The organism is Kitasatospora sp. NPDC087271, from assembly GCF_044744605.1.
Classification (GTDB): domain Bacteria; phylum Actinomycetota; class Actinomycetes; order Streptomycetales; family Streptomycetaceae; genus Kitasatospora.
The window spans coordinates 1-19,317 of the sequence record NZ_JBIUYQ010000031.1 but is presented as its reverse complement, the minus strand read 5'-3'; the positions used below and the strand labels follow the sequence as shown (position 1 = coordinate 19,317).

The following is a 19,317-nucleotide window of genomic DNA, read 5'->3' as shown; positions in this document are numbered from 1 at the left end:
GGCCGGCCGACCCCCAACCGGCCGGCCGCGCACCCCGAACCACCCGACGCACCATCACCTCCCCCACACCCGCAGGAGTGCGCATGCGCCACATCCCCCACCGCCTCGCGGCACCCGTGCTCGCGCTGGCCCTCGCCGCCACCGGCCTCGGCGCCCTCACCCTCGGCACGGCCGCCCCCGCCGCCGCCCTGGGCAACGGCAACGCCCTCACCCCGCCCATGGGGTGGAACTCCTGGAACTCCCTCGGCACCGAGGTCACCGAGGACCAGGTCGTCCAGACCATCGACTTCATGGCCGCCAACGGCCTGGTCGCGGCCGGCTACGACACCGTCACCATCGACGACGGCTGGTCGCTCTGGCACCGCGACGGCCAGACCACCGACCTCGTCCGCAACGCCGACGGCGCCATGCAGCTCTACGACACCGCCGGAAACCCCGTCGCCGGCACCGACGGCACCGGCACCGACCCCACCTCCGGCCACCTCATCCCCCGCCCGGACCACTTCCCGTCACAGACCGTCAACGGGCGGACCGTCAACGGCATCGAGTACCTCGCCCAGTACGCGCACAGCAAGGGCGTGAAGTTCGGCCTCTACGCCACCGACACCTACCTCACCTGCCAGATGCACCCCGGCAGCCTCGGCCACGAGAGCACCGACGCGGGCGACTTCGTCTCCTGGGGCGTCGACTACGTCAAGTACGACGACTGCCCCTACGGCCCACAGATCACCGGCCCGGACGGCCACAACTACTACACCCAGGGCGAGGGAAAGGAACTCACCCGCTCGGTCTACGCCCGCGTCCAGGCCTTCCAGCACGCCCTCGACGCCGCCTCCGCCGCGCAGGGCCGGCCCAAGGTCACCCTCAGCGTCTCCGCCCAGCCCGCCCACACCGGCGTCCCGTACCTGCTCGCGGCCGACGACCCGGCGCGCACCGACCCGGTGGTGCAGGCCGCCGGCACCGCGCCGTTCCAGGCGCCCGGCTACGCGCCGACCGGCGTCTGGTGCGGCCAGGTCGCCAACCTCTGCCGGATCGGCGGCGACCGCGACAGCGAGCTCGACGGGGTGCTCTGGAACGGGCAGTTGCAGACCGCGCTGCAGTACCCCGGCAACGTGCGCCCGGGCAGCTGGAACGACCTCGACATGATGTTCACCGGCTGGCAGGACGTCTACGGCGCCTGGGGCACCACCGACACCTGCACCTGCCACAAGCCGTTCACCGACGACGAGTCCCGCACCGAGACCTCCGTCCTCGCGATGCTCGCCGCCCCGCTGGTCTCCGGCGCAGACCTGCGCACCGCCGCGCAGTCCCAGCACAGCGCGGACGGCCACACCTGGTCCACCGGGATCGACGCCGCGAGCCTGGCGATCCTGAAGAACCGCGACGTCATAGCCATCGACCAGGACGCCCTGGCCAAGCCCGCCACCCTGGTCGGCGCCAAACCCGCGAACGCCACCGCGCCGGTCGTCCTCCAGCGGCGGCTGGCGAACGGCGACACCGCCGTGCTGCTCGTCAACCAGGACCCGGCCGCGAGCCGCACGGTGAGCACCAGCCTCGGCGAACTCGGCCTCACCGGGCCCGGCTACACCGCCAAGGAGCTGTGGACGGGCGCGAGTTCGACCGTCACCGGCACGCTCGGCGCCTCGGTTGCCCCGCACGGCGTGGCGCTGTACCGGCTCAGCGCCCGGCCGGCCACCGGGCCGGCCGCGGTGGTCGACGACGGTCGCTACCACGCGATCGGCGCCGGCGGCAGCGGCGGGCTGGTCCTCGAAGTGGCGGGGACCTGTAGCTCGCCGCTCGGCGCCGTCGCCGACGTCAACACCTGGTGGCCCACGCACACCTCCGAGCAGTGGACCTTCACCAGCAACCCGGACGGCACCGTGCGGATCGCCGACAACTGCGCCACCGCCACCCACGCGCACACCGTGCTCGCCGCCGGCACCGACCCCGGCAACAGCGCCTACCTGCTCGACTACTCGCCCGGCAACCGCTGGCAGGAGTGGCGGGTCACCCAGGACGGCGCCACCGGCACGCTCACCGTCACCAACGTCGCCACCGGCCTGGTCCTCAACGCCCGCACCGGCACGGCGGGTTCGACCGTGACCACGGACGCGGCCGACGGCGCCGCCCCCGGACAGGGCTGGAGCGTCGTGTCCTGACCTCACCGGCGCCCGCGCCCTGACCACGTCCCCTGACCACGTCCCCTGATCACGCCTCCTGAGCGCGTCTCCTGATCACGCTCCCGGGCGCTCCTCCACCACGACGCCGACGCCCGGCCAGTGGCGCGCCAGGTCGGCGAAGAAGCGCCCGGCGTCGATCGCCGCCTCGGGCGGGTGGACGCCCGGGGCGCGGACGCCGCCGTCCAGGAGCTGGGCGAGGCCGAGGGCCGCCGGCACGCCGGTGCTCTCGGCCATGTCGCCGAGCAGGGCCTCGGCGCCGGTGAGCCGGGCGAGGACGGTGACCGGCCGGCCGTCGCGGCTGCCGGTGGCGGCGGCGAAGAAGCCGGGGAGGCTGCCGGGGCCGGGGAAGCGGGCCGCGCGGGCGGCGGCCCGCAGGGTGCGGCGCAGCGTGGGGCGGTCGAGGTCGACGGCGGCGGTCTCGTTGCCGAGACGCCCGGCGTCGAGGTCGTCCCGCAGGACGTCCAGGTAGGCGGCCGTCCTGGTGGTGACGACCATGAGGTTGGCGGCCGTGCCGCCGGGTCGCAGGCTGCGGTGCAGGGTGACCGGTTCGGGGTGGCCGACGGTGTACGCGGTGCCGCGGTGGCCGCCGGGCAGGTCGAGGGCGACCGGCCGCAGCGGGGGCCGCTGGACGACCCGGCCGCCGTCGACCACCGCGACCGTCCCGCTGATCTGCTGCATCCAGTGCACGGCGGCCGCCAGCGGGGCACCGTCCGGTCCGAGCAGGGAGGTGTCGTCGGGTTCGGCGCCCGCGTCGACGGGCCAGGCGGTGTAGAGGTCGGTCAGGGTGTCGAGGCGGGCGGCGGCCCGGACGGCGAGCAGGTTGCTGACGCCGGGGCTGGCGCCCATGCCGATCACGGCGCGGACGCCGGCGGCGCGGGCCGCGTCGTCGAGTTCCAGCATGGCGACGGTGGGTTCCCAGTCGTCGCAGATGTCCAGGTAGTGGGTGCCGGTGCGGATCGCCGCGCGCAGCACGCCGAGGCCGAAGCGGTAGTACGGGCCGACGGTGTTGAGGACGGCGTCGGCCTTCGCGAGGGCGGCGTGCAGTTGCACCCCGTCGGTGACGTCGACCTGGCGGGCCCGGACCGGTACCGGGCCGCCGTCGAGGGCGGCGGCGGTGCGGCGGGCGGCGTCCGGGTCGCGGTCGGCGATCACGAGTTCGTGGACGCCGGGCAGTCGGGCGGCGACCCGGGCGGCGACGCGGCCCATCGCTCCCGCTCCGCCGAGGGCGAGCACTCTCATCGTCGTTTCTCCTTTCGCCGGCCTGTGTTCACCGGCTGTGCGGCTGGGCCGTCAGCGCTGCCCGAGCGAGGTCAGGAAGCCGCGGTGCTCGTCGAGGTAGCCGGGGCTGAACAGCGAGCGGGGTGCGGTGGGGCCGTCCCCGTGGACGAGGACGACCAGGCCGGCGGGGGTGCGGCCGCCGGACGGGCGGGCGAGGACGCCGCGCAGCGCCTGTCTGCCGCCGGTGATGGTGACGCGTCCCTCCCTGAGGTCGTACTCGTTCCGGTACACCACCCAGCCACCCGCGCCGAGCAGGAGCACTACCACGGACAGCAGTGATCCCCAGAGCAGCCATCGCCGGCGCATCTTCGTTCCGCTAACCTATCGTTCTCAAAACGAACGTATCAGATCTGAACGCATTAGGATGGTCGCCATGGTGGAGATTCCGACCCGGGTGCTGGTCGAGGCGATGGTCCGCAGGGACGGCACGGTCGACTGCGGCGACCTGTACACCGTGGCCGGCCTGCTCGGGATGACCGACCAGCAGGTCCGGCTGACCGTCAAGCGCCTCACCGACGAGGGGCGGTTCGTCCAGGAGGGGCGCGGCCGCCGGGCCCTGCTGCGGGCCACCGCCGAGACCCGGCGCTCGATCGACCCCGACGTCGAGCACGTGGCGTTGATGTACGCCCAGGACCGCGGCCGGGCCCCCTGGGACGGCGTCTGGCACCTCGCGGGATTCGCCGTCCCCGAGCACGCCCGGCCCGCCCGGGACGCGCTGCGCGAGGCGATCCTCCGGCTCGGCGGCGCCCCGGTGCAGAACGGCCTCTACGTCTCGCCGCACCCCTGGGAGGAGGACGTCCTGGCCGAGGCCGCCGCCCTGGACGTGCGCGGCCACCTCACCCTCCTCACCAGCCCCGACCTGCGCGCCGGCGAGACCGACGACCCCCGCGCGCTCGCCCGGCGCTGGTGGCCGCTGGACCAGGTCGCCGAGGGCCACCAGCGGCTCGCCGAGGTCGCGTCCGACCGCCTCGACCGGCTGGAGAAGGGCCTCACCGGCCCCGAACTGCTCACCGTCGCCCTGGAGTTGGCCGCCGCCCTCACCGAGGCCATGGAGCCCGACCCGCTGCTGCCGCCGGAGCTCCTGCCACAGCCCTGGCCCGGCACCGCGGCCCGCGAACTCGTCGCCCGCTGCTGGGCGCTGCTGCTCGCCGACCCCGGGCCGGGCGCACCCCGGCTGTTCGACGCCTACGCCGAGGTCGTCGCGGCCGTCACCGCGTAGCCGCCGGACCCGGCTCGGTCGCCTCCGTCGCGGCCGGGGCTGCGGGCGCGACCGGCTCCGGCAGGGTGCGGAACAGCAGCCAGCTCAGCACCGGCATCAGCACCAACGGCAGCAGGGCGGTGCGCAGCGAGGTCGCGTCGGCGAGACCGCCGATCACCGGGCTCGCCAGGCCGCCGATGCTGACGGTCAGGCCCAGCGTGATCCCGCTGGCGGTGCCGATCCGCGAAGGCAGGTAGTCCTGCCCCAGCGTGACCTGCAACGAGAACGGCACGTACAGGCCCGCCGAGGTCAGCGCCACGAAGACGTACAGCGCCGGGCCCGGCACCAGCACCACGCCCGCCACGGCCACCGCCGCCACCAGGTACGACCAGCGCGCCACCGCGACCCGGCCCCAGCGGTCCGCCAGCGCGCCGCCCAGCACCGAACCCACCGCGCCGCCCGCGTACAGCACCACCAGCGCCGCGGTGCCCGCCGCCGTACCGCCGCCGACCCGCTGGGTGGCGAACAGCGCGAGGAAGGTGCTCAGGCCGGTGAAAGCGATCGAGCGGCACACCACGGCCAGCGACAGCCGCACGAACGAGGCCCGGTCGTCGGCCCCGGCCACCGGCGCCGGAGCCGTCCCGGCGGCCCGCCGGCGCTCCAGTTCGCGCAGCACCGGCAGGCACAGGACGGCGCCCGCGAGCGCCGGCAGCACCAGCAGCGGGGTCAGCCGCAGGCCGCCGCCCGAGACCACCACGGACACCAGCAGCGGGGCCGCCGCGAAGCCCAGGTTGCCGCCCAGCGAGAACCAGGCCATCCCCCGGTGGCCGTCCCGCGCGGCCAGCCGGGCGACCCGGGCGGACTCCGGGTGGTACGCGGCCACCCCGACCCCGGACAGCGCCACGAACGCCAGGGTCAGCGGGTACGAGCCGCTCACCCCGCTGAGCGCGATGCCCACGCCGCCCACCAGGGTGCTGACCGGAAGCAGCCAGGGCAGCGGGCGGCGGTCGGTGATCGCGCCGAACAGCGGCTGCGCCACCGAGGAGAGCAGGGAGGCGGCGAGCACCACGCCCGAGACGGCGGCGTAGCCGTAGCCGCGCTCGGCCGCGAAGAACGGGACCAGGGCGGCCACCGCGCCCTGGTAGACGTCCACGCAGGCGTGTCCGAGGGACAGCAGGGTGATCGAGGAGTCCCGCTTGCCGGATGTGCTCTTCGGATGGTCAGGCGTACTCGGCGTACTCGGCGTACTCGGTGTATTCGGCGTACTGGAGGTGTTGGACGCACTGGGCGTAGTGATCGGCGGGTTGTCCGGCGTTGTCTTCGGCATGCCGACATGCTCGGCGCAACGGCACCTGTCGGGCTTCCGATAATCTGCCAGGTGATGCCGAACATCCGCCACGACCCCGTCGCCCCGACCCGCGTTCAGCGGCTGGCGTCCGGCGCCGGGATCGACGCCCACCGCCACGACGACCACCAGATCGCCTACGCGGCCAGCGGCGTGCTCGCCATCACCACCGACGCCGGCTCCTGGGTCGCCCCCGGAACCCGCGCCATCTGGGTCCCGGCCGGCACCGTGCACGCCCACCAGGCCCACGGCGAACTGGACCTCCACCTGGTCGGGCTGCCCGCCACCGAGAACCCGCTCGGCCTGGACCGGCCGACCGTGCTCGCCGTCGGGCCGCTGCTGCGCGAGCTGATCGTCGCCTACACCCGCACCCCCGAGGACGACAGCCCCGAACGGGCCCGGCTGCGCGCCGTCCTGCTCGACCAGCTGCGCGCCTCCCCGCAGCAGCCGCTGCACCTGCCCGCCCCCGCCACACCGCTGCTGCGCGCGGTCTGCGACCGGCTCCGCGCCGATCCGGCCGACCAGCGCACCCTCACCGAACTGGGCCGGGCGGTCGGCGCCAGCGACCGCACGCTCTCCCGGCTCTTCCGGGCCGACCTCGGCATGACCTTCCCGCAGTGGCGCACCCAGCTGCGGCTGCACCACGCACTGGTGCTGCTCGCCGAGGGCCTGCCCGTCACCACGGTCGCGCACCGCTGCGGCTGGTCCTCCGCGAGCGCCTTCATCGACGTCTTCCGCCGCACCTTCGGCCACACCCCGGGCCGCCACCCCGCGTACTGACCCCGAATCGTCCGCCGCTGGTGGCAGGGTGGGGAGCATGTGCGGTCGTTTCGTCTCCACCACCACGCCCCAGGACCTCGTCGCCCTGCTCGGGGAACTGCGCTGGGATCCGGCCGAGTCGTTCGCGCCGAGCTGGAACGTGGCGCCCACCGACCCGGTGCCCGCCGTCCTGGAACGCGTCGACCGGGAGAGCGGCGAGCTGCTGCGGCTGCTGCGCCCGCTGCGCTGGGGCCTGGTGCCGTCCTGGTCCAAGGATCCCTCCGGCGGCGCCCGCATGATCAACGCCCGCTCGGAGACCGTCCACCTCAAGCCCGCCTTCCGCAAGGCCTTCACCACCCGGCGCTGCGTCATCCCCGCCGACGGCTACTTCGAGTGGCGCGAGGTGCCCGCCGCCGCCGGCCGGAAGAAGTACAAGCAGCCGTACTTCCTCAGCACCGGCTCGGTCATGCTGATGGCCGGCCTGTACGAGTTCTGGCGCGACCACACCCGGCCCGAGGACGACCCGGTGGCCTGGCTCGCCACCGCCACCCTCATCACCACCGACGCCACCGACAGCGCCGGGCGCGTCCACGACCGGATGCCGCTCACCATCGCCCCCGCCGACCTGGCCGCCTGGCTCGCCCCCGATCTCACGGACTCCGACGAACTCCACCACCTGCTGCGCCGCCCCGCCGACGGCGCCCTGCGGGTGCGGGCCGTCTCCCCCGCCGTCAACAGCGTCCGCGCCAACGGGCCGGAACTGCTCGACCCCGCGCTGGACCCGCTGGGACTGGCGGACTGACGCCGCCCGGCCGTCAGGCGATCCGGCCGGCCAGCCCGGGGTAGTCGAGGACCAGGCCGTCCCGGTCCAGCACGAGGTCGCTGCGGAAGTCCCCGGAGGCGTAGCGGACGGTGGCCCGCCCGCCGTCCAGGCCGAGGTGGGTGTAGGTCTGGCGGGAGGGGTGCACCGTCAGGTCGGGCACCCGGATCCACGCCATCAGGAAGTGCCGCTCGCCCGGGCCCCGGTGGAGGCCGTGGCGCAGCACCGGCGGGGTGTTGGTCACCGGGGAGAGCCCGAGGTCGCAGTCCAGCGCGCCGGCCAGGTCGGGCCGTTCCACGCCGTCGACGCTCCAGCGGCCGCCGTCCTGACGCAGTTCCAGCTCGCGGACGCCGTCGGCGGTCTCGGCCCGGACCCGCATCCGCCGGGTGACGAAGCCCTCACCGGTCTCCAGTTCGTACGTCAGCCAGTACGGCGCGGGCCGCGCGGCGGCGACCCGGCCGCGGGCGTGCAGGGCGGCGGCACCGAGCTCGACCCAGGACGTCTCCAGGCCGCCCGTCTCGGCGACCTGCCAGGTGGGAGCGGTGTGCGTGATCATCCGCGTACGCTACCGTCCGGTACCGACAGGCGCGCGCCCGGCTCCGGGCAGCCGGCGGGATCCGGTGACACGGCGCCCGCCCGCGACTACGGTGGGCGGGCGGAACCGTACGTGGGGGTGAGGGCGCCGAAGTGTTGATGTCCAGGACGACGCATGTCCGGCCTGAGGGCGGCCTGCCCGACCACGAGGCCTTCGACCAGCGGCGCCGCCCGGTCTCGCCCGCCACCGCCGGGAACCCGCACGCCGAGCAGCGGGCGGCCGTACTGCCGCCCGAGGCGGCGCGGGCCGCGCTGACCGTCGAGGCGAGCGCCCCCGCTCCCAACCTGCCGCCCCGCGCCGCGGACCGGCTCGTGGGCCGCGACGACGCGTTGCGGGCGATCGCCGAGGCGCTGTCGGACGGCGACGGCAGCGGGCTGGTCACCCAGGCCACCACGCTGCACGGCCTCGGCGGGGTCGGCAAGACCACCGTCGCGCTGCACTACGCCTACGCCGAGGCCGCGCACTACCGGCTGATCTGGTGGATCACCGCCGAGTCCGAGGAGCAGCTCGCCGAGGCCTTCGCCGACCTCGCCGTCCACCTCCACCCCACCTGGGCCCTCACCGCCCCGCCCGGCCAGCAGGTCGAGTGGGCGCTCGCCTGGCTGCGCGCCCACGACCGCTGGCTGCTCGTCTACGACAACGCCGAGGACCCGGTCCACCTCACCCCCTATCTCGGCCGGCTGCTCGGCTGCGGCCACCAGTTGGTCACCAGCCGCCGCGCCGGCGGCTGGCACCCCGGCATCCGCCCGGTGCGGATCGACGTCCTCGACGCCCCCGAGGCCACCCGGCTGCTCTGCGGCGCCGCCCACCCCGGGGCGCGGGCCGAACAGGCCGAGGTGCTCGCCCTCGCCGACGAACTCGGCCACCTGCCGCTCGCCCTCGCCCAGGCCGGCGCCTACGTGCAGCAGACCGGCACGACCTTCGCCGCCTACCGCGAGCTGCTGCGCACCAGCAGCCGGGACCGCCCTGACGCCGGCTCCGGCTCCGACTCCGGTACTGGCTCCGGCGCGGTGGCCACCGTCTCCCGGCTCTGGCACACCACCCTGCGCGCCGTCCAGGCCACCGCCCCGTTCGCCGTCGAGCTGCTGCGCACGCTCGCCTGGTACGCCCCCGAGGCACTGCCGCGCGAAACCCTGACGCCCTTCGGCGCGCGCCGCCCGGCCGAGGTCGACTCCGCGCTGCGGCTGCTCGCCGACTACAACCTGATCACCCTCGGCGAGACCGTCACCGTGCACCGCCTGCTCCAGGGCGTGCTGCGCCGTTCCGACGGCGCCCGCCCGCTGCGCCGGCGCGCCGAACAGCAGCTCGCCGAGGCCGCCGCCCGGCTCTGGCCGACCGCCGGGCCCCGGCTGCGCCGGGCGCTGCTGCCGCACATCCGCGAGCTGGCCGCCGGCGGCCCGTCCGATCACCCCACCCCGCAGACCGTCGCGCTGTACCGGCTGGCCGCCGGCGAGCTGACCGACCGGGCCCAGCGGGTGTTCGCCATCCCGCTGGTCACCGCGATGGCCGACGGCCAGACCCGCCTGCTGGGCTCCGACCACCCCGACACCCTGGCCACCCGGGGCCGGCTCGCCGAACTCCACACCCGGGCCGGCGACCCGGCCCGCGCCGTCGCGCTCTGCCGGGCGGTGGTGGCCGACCGCACCCGCCTCCAGGGCCACGACCACCCGGCCACCCTCGCCGACCGCAGCACCCTCGCCCACGCCTACCGCAAGGCGGGTGAACACCGGTGCGCTGTCGAGGAGTTCCGCGCTGTGGTAGCCGACCGGGCCCGGGTGCTCGGCGCCGACAGCCGGGAGACCCTCACCAGCCGCGCGGGCCTGGCCTACGCCCTCCAGGTGGCCGGTCAACACCAGGCGGCGGTAGCGGAGTTCGAGCGGCTGCTGGCCGACGCCGGCCGGGTCCTGGACGACCCCGACCACCCGGACATCCTGGCCCACCGCAACGGGCTCGCGTACGCCCAACTCACCGCCGGTCAGCACCGGTTGGCCATCACCCTGTACGAGCAGGCGGTGGCCGACCGGGCCCGGGTGCTCGGCGCCGACCACCCCGACACCCTCACCAGCCGCGACTGGCTCGCGGCCGCCCACGTCGTCGCGGGAGACCACCGGGCCGCGGTCGCCGGGTACGAGGCGCTGGTCGCCGACCACGTCCGGGTCCAGGGGCCGGACCACCCGCAGACCCTCTTCGCGCGCGGCCGGCTGGCGACGGCCCACTGCGAGGCCGGGCACCCGACCTCGGCGGTCACCCGGTTCACCGATCTGGTCGGCGACTACACCCGCGTCCTCGGGCCCGACCACCCCCACACGCTGGACGCGCGCAGCGGTCTCGCCCACGCCCACCGCGAGGCGGGCCAGCTCCGGACGGCGGTGGACGAACACCGGGCGCTGGTCCGCGACCGCGCCCGCGCCCAGGGGCCGGACCACCCCGGCACGCTGGAGGAGCGCAGCGACCTCGCCTACGCGCTGCGCGTCGCGGGCCGGACCGGCCGTGAACTGGCCGAGTTCGAGGACCTGGTGGCCCACCGCGCCCGCGTCCAGGGCCCGGACCACCCGGACACCCTGGACGAACGGTCCAACCTCACCCGCACCCTGCTGCTCGCCGGGCGCCCCCGCACGGCGCTCGCCGAATGCCAGCGGCTCCTCGCCGACCGCGAGCGGGTCCACGGCCCCGACCACTACGAGACCTTCGAGGCTCGGCTGAGCCTGGCCCGGGCCTTCGGCGACGCCGGCGACCACCGACACGCGGCGGAGCTGTGCGACCGACTCGTCGCCGACCGGCTGCGGGTGCTCGGCGCCGACCACCCCGCCGTCCTCCACACCCGCGGCTGGCAGGCCTGGCTGCACGGCGCGGCGGAGCACCACCGGCGGGCCGTGGAACTGCGCGAACGGCTGGTGGCCGACTACGACCGGGTCCACGGCCCCGACCACCCGCAGACCCTCAACGCCCGCACCGGCCTGGCCTACGCCCTCCAGAGCGCGGGACGGATCCGGGAGGCGCTCGTCGAGCGCGAACGGGTGCTGGCCGACCTGACCCTGGTGCTCGGCGCCGGGCATCCCACCACCCTCAGCGCCCGCCTCCAGCTGGCACGGACCCACGACGAGAGCGGCGACCACCCGCGCGCCGTGGAGCTGTACGCGGAACTGGTCGCCGACTGCATCCGGCTGTACGGCGAGGAGCACCCCCGCACCCTCAGCACCCGGTGGTGGCTCGCCTCCGCGCACGGGGACGCCGGGGAGCACCGGCACGCGGCGGAACTGTACGAAGCACTGGCAGCCGACCGCGCCCGGCTCCAGGGCCCCGACCACCCGGAGACGCTCAACACCCGCCGGTGGCACGCCGACAGCTGCCGGGAGGCGGGCGACCACCGGCGGGCCGTCACGCTGTCCGAAACCCTGGTGGCCGACCAAGCCCGCGTCCACGGACCGGAACACCCCGACACCCTGGGCGCCCGTCTGGTGCTGGCGCAGGCGCTCACCGCCGCCGGCCGGCACCGCCGGGCGCTGGAGCTCCACCAGGAGCTCGTCGCGGACCGGGCCCGGATCCAGGGTCCCGACCACCCGGACACCCTCAATGCCCGCTGGTGGCTGGCACACGACTGCCAGCGGGCCGGCGAGCACCGCCGCGCGGTGGAGCTGTACGACGCACTGGCGGCCGATCGCGGCCGGATCCTGGGCGCCGACCACCCCCAGACCCTCACCGCCCGCTGGTGGCAGGCGAACGGTCACCAGCGGGCCGGCCACCACCACCGTGCGGTGGAGCTGTTCGACGCGCTGGTGGCCGACGACACCCGGATCCGCGGTGCCGACCACCCCGAGACGCTGGCCACGCGCGCCGGACTGGCCTGGGCCACCTCCTCCGCGAACGACCACCGCCACGCCATCGCCCGCTACGAGGCCCTGGCCGCCGACCGCACCCGGATCCACGGCGCCGACCACCCGCTGGCCCTGGACGCCCGCGGCTCCCTGGCCTGGGCGCACGCCGAGGCGGGCGACCACCGCCGCGCCGCAGAGCTGCACTCCGCGCTGGTGGCCGACCGCACCCGGATCCAGGGCCCCGACCACCCCGACACCCTTGGCACCCGGCGCTCGCAGGCGGCGGGCCACCACGAGGTCGGCGAACTCGACCGCGCCCTGGAGCTGTACGAGGCACTGGTCGCGGACCTGGCCCGGGTCCTGGGCGCCGACCACCCCGACACCCTGGACACCCGGCTCGGCCTGGCCCGGACCTGCCGCGAGGCGGCCGAGCACGACCGCTCGGTGGACCTGTTCCGGGCCCTGGTCGCCGACTACGAGCGGGCGCTCGGACCGGACCACCCCGACACCCTCGACGCGCGGCTCGGCCTCGCGCGGTCGGTGGTGGCGGCGGGCGACCACCCCGCCGCCGCCGAGCTGTACACGGCGCTGCTGGCCGACCAGGAGCGGGCGCAGGGCCCGGACCACCCGGACACGCTCACCACCCGGTGGTGGCAGGCCGCCGCCCACCGCGACGCGGACGACCAGCGCCGCGCGGCCGAGGCCTTCGGCGCCGTCGCCGCCGACCGGGCCCGGGTGCTCGGCGCCGACCACCCCGACACCCTCAACGCCCGCTGGTGGCAGGCCTCCTCGTACCGCGCGGGCTACGACCTCCAACGCGCGCTCGACCTCGCCGTGCCCCTGGTCGCCGACACCGAGCGGGTGCTCGGGCCCGACCACCCCGACGCCCTCGGCGCCCGGTTCCTGCTGGCCTGGACGTACCGGTCGGGCGGCGACCACCGCCCCGCGACGGAACTCGACGAGGCGCTGCTGCGGGACCGGATCCGGCTCCAGGGCCCGGACCACCCCGACACCCTCGCCTGTCGCGGCAGCCTCGCCCAGGACCGCCGGCTCGCGGGCCTCCTGCACCAGGCCGAGGCCGAACGGGAGGCGCTGGCCGCCGACCGTGCACGCATCCACGGCCCCGACCACCCGGACACCCTCCTCCAACTCTCCCAACTCGCCGAGGCCGTCCTCGCCACCGGCGAACTCGACCGCGCCACAGCCCTGTTCACCGAGCTGATCGCCCACCGGACCCGGGTCCAGGGCGCGGACCACCCGGACACCCTCGGCGAGCGCTCCGGCCTCGCCTCCGTCCACGCCCGCGCCGGCCGGCAGCGGCAGGAGATCGTCGAACGGCTGATGCTGCTCGCCGACCACGAGCGCGTACACGGCCAGGACCACCCCGACACCCTCACCGCGTGCACCGACCTCGCCCACGCCCACCGCCGCCGCTGGGAGCACGACCGCGCCGACGCGCTCTACCGCGCCCTGCTGGCCGACCGCACCCGGATCCTCGGTGCCGAACACCCCGGCGCCCCGGACACCATCGATGCCCTCGACTCCCTCGACGACCGGGACAGCATCGCGCTCAACCTCGTCGAGGCCGGCCGGTACGCGGAGGGCGCCGACTGCTACCGGGAGGCGCTGGCCGCCGCCGAATCGGCCCTCGGCCCGGAGCACCTGCTCGCCCACGCCGTGCGGTACGGCCTCGCCCAGGCCCTGCTGCTCGCCGGGGACCACGCCGGCGCGATCGCCGAACTGTCACCCCTGACGGCGGACTGGACCCGACCCGCCGGCCCCGCACTGCCCGGCCTCGTCCGCTCCGGGTGCGTCCTCGCCGTCGCCCGCCACCTCAACGGGGAGCACGAGGCGGCGGTGCGCCTGGCCGCCACCCTTGCCGCCTGCGCGGACGACGCCCTCGGCAGCACCGACGACGCCACCCTCGCCGCCCGCGAGGCCCACGCGCTGCTCCTGGCCTGCGGCCCGCGGCCGCTGCGCGCCGTCGTCCGGCTGGAGGAACTCGCCGAGGAGTGCGCCGCGAGCCACGGCCCGCGCAACTCCCTCACCCTGAGCATCCGCCAGAGCCTCGCCCACGCGCGGCTGCGGGCCGGAGACGCCGTCGGGGCGGTGCGGGTGTACGAGGGCATCGTCGCCGACCGGCTCCCGACCGGGGCACTGGTGACCGGACACCGGCACGCCGACGACGTCGCCGTCAGCCTCGGCACCCTGCGCCCCGGGCTGCTCCCGGTGTTCCCCACCCTGGCCGTCGGCCTGGCCGCCGCGCTCGCCGCGAGTGGGCGCCGGGACGCCGCCCGGGACCTGCTGGTGTCCGTCCACACCGCGCGCCGGACCCTGATGGGCCCCGGCCATCCGCTGGCGGTGGAGAGCCGGACGGCCCTGGCCCGACTCGACGGCGGCGCAGCGCAGTCGCCGACCCCACTCGACGGCGGCGGGCCGGAGTCGCTGCCGGCCGCACCCGTCCGCGCGGAGCTCGGGCCGGAACCGTCCGAGCCGGCCGCGCTGATCCGGTGCTCGCGCGGGTCGCGGCGCCGCTCCCCGGCGCCCGCGGTACCGAGGACGGCCTGGCGGCCCCGGCTCACCCTGCTCGACGAGCCGGCGGTGGGGGCCACCGTGCGGCTGGAGCTGCGGTTGGAACCCAAGGTGCCGCGGGCCGACCCCGGCGAGCTGCCGGGCCTGCGCCTGGTGGCCGTCGCCGCCTCGGACGCCGTGCTCGATCCACCCGTCGCCGACTACAGCCCGGCCGGGGAGCCCGCCCGCTTCGCGCTGACCCCGTCCGTGCCGGGGCCGCACACCGTCCGGATCACCGTCTACGACCGGGGGCACGGCTCCGTGCTCCAGGACCTGTCCACCGTCGTCGACGTCCCGCACGTCATGCACGTCACGCACGTCCCCCAAGTCGGCCAAGTCGGCCAAGTCCCCACCGTCACCCAAGTCCCCACCGTCACCCACATCGCCCAGGACGAGGAGTAATCGCGTGGCCCGGGACCTCCTCGTCGAGATCCGCCAGAACCCCTCCGCCGACTTCACCCGGCTCCCCCGGCAACAGGCGCCGGACGCCCCGCAGGCCAAGGAGCCGGCCCCGCTGGACCTCGTGGTCTCGCTGCGCCGCCACCGCGACGACCTGCTCGTCTCCGCCTTCCGGCCCGGCGAGCGCACGCCCTGGTCCCGCCCCCACCGCGCGGAGCTGAAGGTGTCCGCCCCCGCCCTGCTCGCCCGGGCCTCCCGGCTGCGGACCATCTGGCGCGACCGCCTGGTCCAGTACGACCCGGAGCCGATCGGCGGCTACCCCTTCGCCCAGGCCGTCGACTTCAACCGGCTGGCCGGCGTCGCCGAGCGGCAGGTCGCCGAACTGGCCGAGGAGGGACGGTACTTCCTGGAGGTGATGCTCGACGGGCCGGACCGTGAACTCACCGTCTTCCGCGACTACCTCACCCGGACGCTCACCGAGAGCGGCTCGCTGCGGATCAGCTTCGACTCCGACCTCCACCTGCCCTGGCCGATGCTCGCCGTCGACGGCGGCCACGCCGACCCGTGGGCGGACTTCCTCGGCCACCGCCACCAGGTCGAGCAGACCGGCGCCGGCTACCCGCCGATCCAGCCGCCGTACCCGGCCCGCACCAGGCCCGTCACCAGCCTCAACACCGACGACCAGCTCACCGACGTCGGCCGGGCCCCCGAGGTCCGCAAACTGCTGGAGGACCGCTCCCAGCTGACCGTGCGCACCGAGTCCGAACCGCTGCTCAAGGCGCTGTCCTCCGCCGTGCTGGACGAGGACGTCATGTACTTCTGGTGCCACGGCCAGTTCGTCGCCGGCGACTCCCCGTACGAGCAGCTCGCCGTCCGGCTCTCCGACGACCGCCAGATCGACGCCGACCTGGTGCGCCGCCACCGCCGCCGGCACGCCGAGGCGCCGGACGCCATGTTCCGGCCGTTCGTGCTGCTGAACGCCTGCCACACCGGGCAGTCCACGGCCGCCGAACTGGAGCACCTCGGCCGGGCACTGGTCGACCTCGGCGCCAACGGCGTGCTCGGCCCGCAGATCGAGATCCCGCAGGTCTTCGCCGCCGAGTACGCCTTCGCCTTCCTCGACCTCTACCTGACCGGGGAGTCCACGGCGGGCGAGATCACCCAGCAGTTGGTCCGGTGGTTCGCCCGCGAGTACCGCAACCCGCTGGCGCTCACCTACTCCCTGCACTGCGGCCTCGACAGCATCCTGGAGCTGACCCCGTGACGGCGCCCACGCCCATCGCCACCGCCACCGTCGACCTGGACGAGGAGGGCCGGCTGCTCGTCCCCGGCACCCGCACGCCGGTGCCCGAGGCCCGGATCGCCCAACACCTCGCCCGGCACCTGCGCATCCCCCCGCGGGCGACCGACGTCTACGTCTACGTCCACGGTTGGCAGACCAGCCCCGCCGCCGCCGACCGCTCGGCCGCCGCCCTGCTCACTGAGGCCGCCGCCCTGCACCGGTCCGCGCCGACCTCCTACCCCGGGCTGACCAGGGGGTTCCGCCCGTGGTGCGTGGTGGTGCGCTGGCCGTCCTCCAGCCTGCCGTCGCCGGCCGGGTACCGCCGGATCCGGGCCCGGGCGCACGCCATGAGCGCCCAGGGGCAGGCCGGGCGCGTCCTGGGCCACCTGCTCGGTTACCTGGACGCCGACCGCGGCGACCCGGCCGCGCCCCGCGTCCTGGCCAACCGCAACGGCCAGTACCTGCACCTGGTCGGCCACTCCTTCGGCGGCCGCTTCCTCTGCGAGGCCGTCCAGTACGCGGCCGACCGGCCCGCCGGGCCACCGGTGCTGGGCTGGAGCCGGCCGGGCGACCCCACCCGGCCGTTCACCGTCGACAGCGCGCTGATCTTCCAGATGGCCGCGCCCCGCGACGCCTTCACCCACCTCTTCCCCCGGCTGTTCCTCGGCCCCGGCCGGCCCGGCGCCCCGCTGCGCGGCCCGCTGGTGCTCACCCACTCCCGCTGGGACCGCGCCACCGGCTTCTGGCACCTGCGCGCCGAGGGCCGCCCGGGCATCGGCCACTCCGGCACCGGCGTCGCCCCCGTCCCCCAGTTCAGCACCCGGCTGCGCCCGACCGCCTCCCCGTACCCGCACGCCGAGTTGGACCACCCGATCGTCAACATCGACGCCGCCCGGGTCTACCGCGGCGGCCTGGCCACCCGCCTCAACCCGGCGGGCGCCCACTCCGACTTCCACCACCCCGAATCCGCCCACCTGCTGCTCAGCCTCGCCGCCCACTCACGCTGACCGGACGGGCCCGTCGTCCCGCTCGGGTACCCCGGCCGATCCACGCCAGCCACCGCGCGGGTCAGTCCGCGCCGGTCAGTCCCGCGGGGTGAACGACTCCAGGTAGGCGGCCGCCTTCGCGGGGTCGAGGAACCACTGCTCCAGGTCGGCCGGGTCGTTGAAGGCGTTGGCGAACCGGTCGGCGACGGGCGGGAGTTGACCGGCGGCGCCGAGCAGGTGCAGGACGTGCTCGGGCGGCGGCGCGAGCATCGCGTTGCTCCAGACGGTGCCGGGGCGGACGGCCTGCCAGAAGCGGTCGAAGGCGGCCCGCATGAAGTCGCGGTCGAACGGCTTGTCGCCGTGCGCGAGGATCGCGTCGAGGTAGCCGGCCGCGCACCGGGCGGCGTTGTTGGAGCCCTGGCCGGTGATCGGGTCGTTGAGGACGACGACGTCCGCGACGCCCAGCGCCGCTCCGCCGCCGGGCAGTTCGCCGACCGGGTGGCGGACGGCGGGGGTGAAGCGCCCGGCGAGGGTGGCGCCGGTGTCGGTGAGTTCGATTCCGGCCCGGGCGCGGTCATACTCCCAAGGAGTGAAGGCCTTCATCAGGTCGAGCGTCACCCGCAGGTGTTCGGCCGGGTCGCGGACCCCGTCGAAGGCGTCCGCCGGGCCGCCCGGGGCGGCCTCCCAGAGCAGGATGTCGCACGGGCCGGCCGCGGTCAGCGCCGGCATGACGAACAGTTCGCCGACGCCGGGCACCACGTTGCAGCGGACGGCGGGGAAGTCGTGCTCGGGGCGCGGACCGAGCCCGTACACGTAGCTGGCGGCCAGCGCGCGCTGCGGCCGGTCGTAGCGGGAGCGCTCGTGGTCGCGCTCGAACATCGCGGCCAGGTCGCCCTTGCCGGCCGCGACCAGGACCAGGTCGTAGGAGCCGGAGAGGTGTTCGAGGTCGCCGACGGTCACCGGGCGGACCACGACCCGGCCGCCGCGCCCGGCGAAGGTCTCCAGCCAGACGGGCATCTTCAGCCGCTGGTCGACGGACTGCGCGGGCGCGTCCAGGCGCCCGACCCAGTCGATCACCCGCGCGGACTCCGGCCCGGCGACGGAGACTCCGACGCCCTCGATCCGGGGTGCGGTGTCCGCCCAGAGGTCCAGGCCGAGGTCGCGTTCGGTCCGCAGCGCGGCGTCGAACATGCACTGGGTGGACAGCACCCGGCCGCTCCTGACCGCGTCCGCGTCGCGGTCGGTCATCACCGTCACGTCGTAGCCGTGGGCCTGGAGCCCCAGGGCCAGCTGGAGGCCGGCCTGCCCCGCGCCGACGATCAGAACTCTGCGCATCGTCTCCGCTTTCCTGGTTGTACGTCCTGGCCCGGCCTCAACACCCTTCCGTCCGTGGGCTGGTGAGCCCGCGGGGGGAGGTGGGCACCGGTCGGCCGCCAGTCGCGCTGCCAGTGGCCTGGATACCAGTCATCGGGCACCCGCGTCCACGGCCCGCGCACGCCCGGCCGGGAACGTCACCGTCCGCGGTCGGATGCCGTCGAACAAGCGATTTGAAAAATTCTTCAACTTCATACATGCTGGCGAGCCGCCGACCCCCGGCCCGACCCGAGAGGACAGCCCGCGCGCATGAGCGACCACCTCCCCCCGTGCCCGTCGTGTTCCAGCGAGTACACCTATGAGATGAACACCCTCATGGTCTGCCCGGAGTGCGGCCACGAGTGGATGCCCGCGGCAGGCGGCGCCGCCGAACCGGCCGGTCCGGGCGAGCGGGTGATCCGGGACGCGGTCGGCAACGTGCTCAGCGACGGCGACACCGTGACCGTCGTCAAGGCGCTCAAGGTCAAGGGCAGCGTCTCCGGCATCAAGGCGGGCACCAAGGTCCGCAACATCCGTCTGGTCGACGGCGTCGACGGCCACGACATCGACTGCCGGATCGAGGGGTTCGGCGCGATGCAGCTCAAGTCGAGCGTGGTCAAGAAGGCCTGACCGGGCCCGCGCCCGGCGCTCCTCGGCGACCTCCAGGAAGCCGGCCTCGGCGAGCAGCGCGACGTGCCGGTACACCGTCACCTTCGACACGCCGGACAGCCGCTCG

At 75.5% G+C, this 19,317-nt stretch carries 14 protein-coding genes; 8 read left to right on the top strand and 6 right to left on the bottom strand.

The window, feature by feature from the left end:
* Positions 1-83: 83 nt before the first annotated feature.
* Complete coding sequence (locus ACIO9K_RS33420) at positions 84-2,159, top strand: RICIN domain-containing protein (protein WP_400335420.1); 2,076 nt, start codon at positions 84-86, stop codon at positions 2,157-2,159.
* Positions 2,160-2,234: 75 nt separating this feature from the next.
* Here ACIO9K_RS33420 and ACIO9K_RS33415 read toward each other — a convergent pair whose 3' ends face one another.
* Both ACIO9K_RS33415 and ACIO9K_RS33410 read right to left on the bottom strand, forming a co-directional pair.
* On the bottom strand, positions 2,235-3,419 hold the full coding sequence (locus ACIO9K_RS33415; protein WP_400335418.1) for a saccharopine dehydrogenase family protein: 1,185 nt from the start codon (positions 3,417-3,419) through the stop codon (positions 2,235-2,237).
* A gap of 51 nt (positions 3,420-3,470) precedes the next feature.
* Entirely contained in the window at positions 3,471-3,764 is a 294-nt protein-coding gene (locus tag ACIO9K_RS33410; RefSeq protein ID WP_400335416.1) for a hypothetical protein, read from the bottom strand.
* 67 nt (positions 3,765-3,831) lie between these two features.
* On the opposite strand from ACIO9K_RS33410, the gene ACIO9K_RS33405 reads away from it, so the two are divergent.
* Positions 3,832-4,677 (top strand): PaaX family transcriptional regulator C-terminal domain-containing protein, encoded by an 846-nt coding sequence (locus ACIO9K_RS33405; RefSeq protein WP_400335414.1) that lies wholly within the window; start codon positions 3,832-3,834, stop codon positions 4,675-4,677.
* Here ACIO9K_RS33405 and ACIO9K_RS33400 read toward each other — a convergent pair.
* Together ACIO9K_RS33400 and ACIO9K_RS33395 are read right to left on the bottom strand one after the other, a co-directional pair.
* Positions 4,667-5,809: an MFS transporter gene (locus ACIO9K_RS33400; RefSeq protein WP_400335411.1), complete on the bottom strand. Its 1,143-nt coding sequence runs from the start codon at positions 5,807-5,809 to the stop codon at positions 4,667-4,669. The two genes, ACIO9K_RS33405 and ACIO9K_RS33400, sit on opposite strands and share 11 nt — an antisense overlap.
* A gap of 67 nt (positions 5,810-5,876) precedes the next feature.
* On the bottom strand, positions 5,877-6,008 hold the full coding sequence (locus tag ACIO9K_RS33395) for a hypothetical protein (protein ID WP_400335409.1): 132 nt from the start codon (positions 6,006-6,008) through the stop codon (positions 5,877-5,879).
* Positions 6,009-6,037: 29 nt separating this feature from the next.
* Between ACIO9K_RS33395 and ACIO9K_RS33390 the strand changes: the two genes are divergently transcribed.
* Positions 6,038-6,781 (top strand): AraC family transcriptional regulator, encoded by a 744-nt coding sequence (locus tag ACIO9K_RS33390; RefSeq protein ID WP_400335493.1) that lies wholly within the window; start codon positions 6,038-6,040, stop codon positions 6,779-6,781.
* A gap of 37 nt (positions 6,782-6,818) precedes the next feature.
* The gene (locus ACIO9K_RS33385) at positions 6,819-7,562 is read left to right on the top strand and encodes an SOS response-associated peptidase (RefSeq protein ID WP_400335408.1); all 744 of its coding nucleotides are present in this window, start codon (positions 6,819-6,821) and stop codon (positions 7,560-7,562) included.
* 13 nt (positions 7,563-7,575) lie between these two features.
* Here the strand turns inward: ACIO9K_RS33385 and ACIO9K_RS33380 are convergent, their stop codons facing one another.
* Positions 7,576-8,136 (bottom strand): putative glycolipid-binding domain-containing protein, encoded by a 561-nt coding sequence (locus ACIO9K_RS33380; protein ID WP_400335406.1) that lies wholly within the window; start codon positions 8,134-8,136, stop codon positions 7,576-7,578.
* 137 nt (positions 8,137-8,273) lie between these two features.
* Here ACIO9K_RS33380 and fxsT point away from each other — a divergent pair, with 137 nt between their 5' ends.
* From fxsT to ACIO9K_RS33365, 3 genes are read left to right on the top strand one after another with little or no spacing between them, the layout of a single operon-like run.
* Positions 8,274-14,963, top strand: coding sequence for an FxSxx-COOH system tetratricopeptide repeat protein (gene fxsT, locus ACIO9K_RS33375; protein ID WP_400335404.1), 6,690 nt, complete (start codon positions 8,274-8,276; stop codon positions 14,961-14,963).
* A gap of 4 nt (positions 14,964-14,967) precedes the next feature.
* Complete coding sequence (locus ACIO9K_RS33370; RefSeq protein WP_400335401.1) at positions 14,968-16,224, top strand: CHAT domain-containing protein; 1,257 nt, start codon at positions 14,968-14,970, stop codon at positions 16,222-16,224.
* The gene (locus ACIO9K_RS33365; protein ID WP_400335399.1) at positions 16,221-17,249 is read left to right on the top strand and encodes a hypothetical protein; all 1,029 of its coding nucleotides are present in this window, start codon (positions 16,221-16,223) and stop codon (positions 17,247-17,249) included. Before ACIO9K_RS33370 ends, ACIO9K_RS33365 begins: the two co-directional genes overlap by 4 nt.
* A 75-nt stretch (positions 17,250-17,324) precedes the next feature.
* Here ACIO9K_RS33365 and ACIO9K_RS33360 read toward each other — a convergent pair whose 3' ends face one another.
* Positions 17,325-18,563 (bottom strand): styrene monooxygenase/indole monooxygenase family protein, encoded by a 1,239-nt coding sequence (locus ACIO9K_RS33360; protein WP_400335397.1) that lies wholly within the window; start codon positions 18,561-18,563, stop codon positions 17,325-17,327.
* 288 nt (positions 18,564-18,851) lie between these two features.
* On the opposite strand from ACIO9K_RS33360, the gene ACIO9K_RS33355 reads away from it, so the two are divergent.
* Positions 18,852-19,211, top strand: coding sequence for a zinc ribbon domain-containing protein YjdM (locus ACIO9K_RS33355; protein WP_400335395.1), 360 nt, complete (start codon positions 18,852-18,854; stop codon positions 19,209-19,211).
* Positions 19,212-19,317 lie beyond the last annotated feature (106 nt).